The organism is Micromonospora sp. URMC 107 (assembly GCF_051386315.1).
In the GTDB taxonomy this organism is placed as follows: domain Bacteria; phylum Actinomycetota; class Actinomycetes; order Mycobacteriales; family Micromonosporaceae; genus Micromonospora.
Genome location: NZ_JBPQTK010000244.1, coordinates 1 through 3,549, shown reverse-complemented (window position 1 = coordinate 3,549; position 3,549 = coordinate 1). Strand labels below are relative to the sequence as shown.

1 protein-coding gene is annotated in these 3,549 nt (G+C 74.2%); it reads right to left on the bottom strand.

What is annotated here, in order from left to right:
- Nucleotides 1–3,549: amino acid adenylation domain-containing protein (locus tag ACSNN9_RS28145; protein WP_436676336.1), on the bottom strand; the 3,549-nt coding region annotated here is incomplete at both ends.

Sequence of the window (3,549 nt, the reverse complement as noted above, 5' to 3'; positions counted from 1 at the left end):
CGCAACGCATGCGGAATGTTGTAAGCCGCCGACCCACCCAACTGATCCACCAACCACAACCGCTCCTGCGCGAACGACGGGGGCATGTGGCGGCGACGCAGGACCGGCAGCAGGGGCAGGCCGCTGGTGGCGTCGGCGAGCAGTTCCCCGATCCGGCCGGCCAGGGCGCGCAGGACCGGGCGCTCGAACGGGTCGCGCAGGGTCAGCCCGCAGGCGAACAGGTCGTTGACCCGGTTGACCAGCTGGGTGGCGAGGATGGAGTGGCCGCCGAGGTGGAAGAAGTCGTCGGTGGCGGTCACGCCGCGCACGCCGAGCAGGCGTTCCCAGATCCCGGCCAGGGCCACCTCGACCGGTCCGGCCGGCGGTTCACCGGTGCTGGTCGGCGCGGCCGGCTCGTCGTACGGCTTCGGCAGCGCCCGCACGTCGAGCTTGCCGGCCCGGTCGACGGGGATGCGGTCGATGAGCACGAACCGCGCGGGCACCATGTGCTGCGGCAGCTCGCGCGTGGCGCAGGCCCGCAGCTCGGCGACGAGCCGGGCCCGGGCGTGCACCTTCAGCGGGTCGCTGGCCGCGGCCGTCCCGTCCATCCCGTCCCGGTCGAAGTCGGCGATGGCGACCCGCCGGCCGGCGGCTGACCCGGGCAGGACGACCACGTCGAAGACGCCGTCGATGCGCCCCGGCGTCCACCGGGTGCGCACCGCGCGCCCGGCGCGGGCGGCGAGGTCGAAGACGTCCTGCGGGTCGACGCCGTCAGGCTCGGTCGACTCCTCCAGCGCCTGCCCGACGGTCGTGCCCTCGGGCGCGGTGCCCAGCGCCGCCAGCAGCGCCCGCTCCCGCCGCAGGCGGGCGTTGGGGATGCCGCGTACGCCGAGCGTGGCGGACGGGTCGGCGAACAGCCGTTGCGGGTCCCAGCCCTCGCTCCAGTCCTGCCAGCGGGGGGTGACGACGAGGTCGGCGGGCGCGCGGTGCACCGTCGCGTCGTAGCGGAACCGCACCAGCTCGTTGGCGCCGCGCCCCTCGTGCAGGTCGTGGTCGACCCAGGCCCCGTCGCCGGCGGCGCGGACCAGGTCGACGGCGGAGACGAGCAGCTCGCGTTCGGCCTCGACGGCGCGTCGGCAGCGCCGGTCGAGTTCGCCGAGGGTGAGCTGCCGTCCACCCCGGACGGACTCGATCCACAGGTGGGTCAGCACGAGGCTCTCGCGGGGCCGCAGGTCGCCGAGGAAGATCCGGCCGGCCGGGTGGAGGCGGGCGCGGACCGCGTCGAGGACCTCGCCGAGGTACGCCGCGGTCGGGAAGTACTGCACGACCGAGTTGAGGATCGCGACGTCGAAGCGGCGTCCGCCGAGCCCGTCGAGGTCGGCGGCGTGCGCGCGGTGCAGCGACACCCGGTCGTCCTGCCCCTGGTCGGCCACCACCCGGGCCAGCTTGTCCAGCGTGGCGGCGGAGATGTCGACGCCGGCGAAGGAGCGCACGTGCGCCAGCAGCGGCAGCATGATCAGGCCGGTGCCGCAGCCGATCTCCAGCACGTCCGACGGGTCCAGCCGCAGGATGCGCCGGACCGTCGCATCGCGCCACTGGCGCATCTCGTCGTCGGCGATCTGGCGCGACGAGGCGGTGTCGTTCCAACCGGCCAGGTCGAAGTCGGCCGCGCCGGTGTGCGCGATGCCCTGCTGGGCGTCGAACACCTCCTCCCACGACCGCAGCAGGTCGGTGGACTCGCTGAGCAGCCGGTCGCGGTGCGGTACGGCGTAGGCGACGAGGACGTCGCCGCCGTCGGCGCCGGTGCCGACGACGGCGCGCACGTCGGCGACGCCCTCGCAGCGGGCCAACGCCGACTCGACGTCGCCCAGCTCGACCCGGTGGCCGTGCAGCTTGACCTGGTGGTCGGCCCGGCCGTGGAAGGCGATCGTGCCGTCGGCGCGGTAGGCGCCGACGTCGCCGGTGCGGTATAGCCGGGCCCCCGGGTGCGACGGGCGCGGATCGGGCACGAAGACGTCCGCCGTCTGCCGGGGGCGGCCGGCGTACCCGCGTCCGACCTGCGGGCCGCCGATGCAGATCTCGCCGCGTACCCCGACGGGCACCAGCCGGCCCAGGCTGTCGAGGATGACGATGTCGACGTTGTCGATCGGCCTGCCGATGGTGGAGACCCGGTCCGGTTCGATGCGGACGGCGGTGGCGTCCACGGTGCACTCGGTCGGCCCGTAGACGTTCCAGACCTCGGCGTCGAGGCGGGCCAGCCGGTCCCACAGCGCCTGGCTCACCGCCTCGCCGGCGACGACGACCCGCTCCAGCGGTGAGTCCGCGCCGAACAGGTCGCGGTCGAGCAGCTGCTGCATCTGCGTCGGCGAGCACTGGAGGAACTGCACGCCGTGCGCGCGGACGAAGGCGGCCAGCCCGGCGGGGTCGCGGCGCAGCATCGCGTCGGGGATGTGCATGGTGGCGCCGAGGAACAGCAGGCACAGGTCCTCGACGAAGGCGTCGGAGGTGAAGTCGGCGTTGAAGGTGGCGACGGGGGCGCCCCGCTCGGCGGTGCGGTGGATCACGTCATCCAGCCACCGGGTCAGGTTGCTCAGGCTGCGGTGCTCGATCAGGACGCCCTTGGGTGTGCCGGTGGAGCCGGAGGTGTGCATCACGTACGCGGTCGCGTGGGGCGGCGGGGCGACGGCCGGGGCGGCGGCGAGCTGCTCGTCGACGGCGGGCACCGGCAGGGTCGGCACGGCGCAGCCCTCGGGCAGCGGGGCGGTGCCGTCGGTGACGACGACGCGGGGGGCCAGGCTGTCCAGGAGCGCGGTCAGCCGCCGGGACGGGGTGTCGGTGTCGACCATCGCGAAGGCGCCGCCGGCCTTGAGGACCCCGAGCACGGCGACGAGCGAGCCGATCGAGCGCCGGGCGAACACGGCGACGCGGTCGTCCGGGCGCACACCGGCCGCGAGCAGGCCGGCGGCGAGCCGGTTGGCGCGCCGGTCCAGCTCCTCGTAGTCGCAGGTGACGCCGTCCATGACCAGCGCCGGGCGGCGGCCGTGCGTGCGTACGGTCGCGGTGAACATGTCGAGCACCGAGGTGAAGGCGTCCGGTTCGGTGCGGCGGCCCCGGGCGGCGGGCAGCACGATCCGCACGGACTCGTCGTCCATCATCGACAGCTCGGACAGCCGCACGTCCGGCTGGGTGGTGGCGTGGTCGAGCACCGCCAGCATCTGCTCGACGAGGCAGCGGACGGTCGTCTCGTCGAACAGGTCGGTGCTGTACTCGTACCAGCCGACGAGCTGGGGCCGGCCGTCCTCGACGGACTCCCAGAACATCAGGCCCAGGTCGCTCTTGGCGGTGCCGGTGTCGCGGTCCTCGATCGTCACCTGGAGGTCGCCGAGGTCGTGGTGGGGAAACGGCGCGTTCTGCAGCATCAGGTCGACGTTGAACAGCGGTACGCCGTGGGCGAGGTCGCGGTTTGGCGCCAGCTCCTGCACAAGCCGCTCGAAGGGCAGGTCCTGGTGGGCGTACGCGCCCAGCGTCGTCTCCCGCACCCGCGCCAGCAACTCCCGGAACGTCGGATCA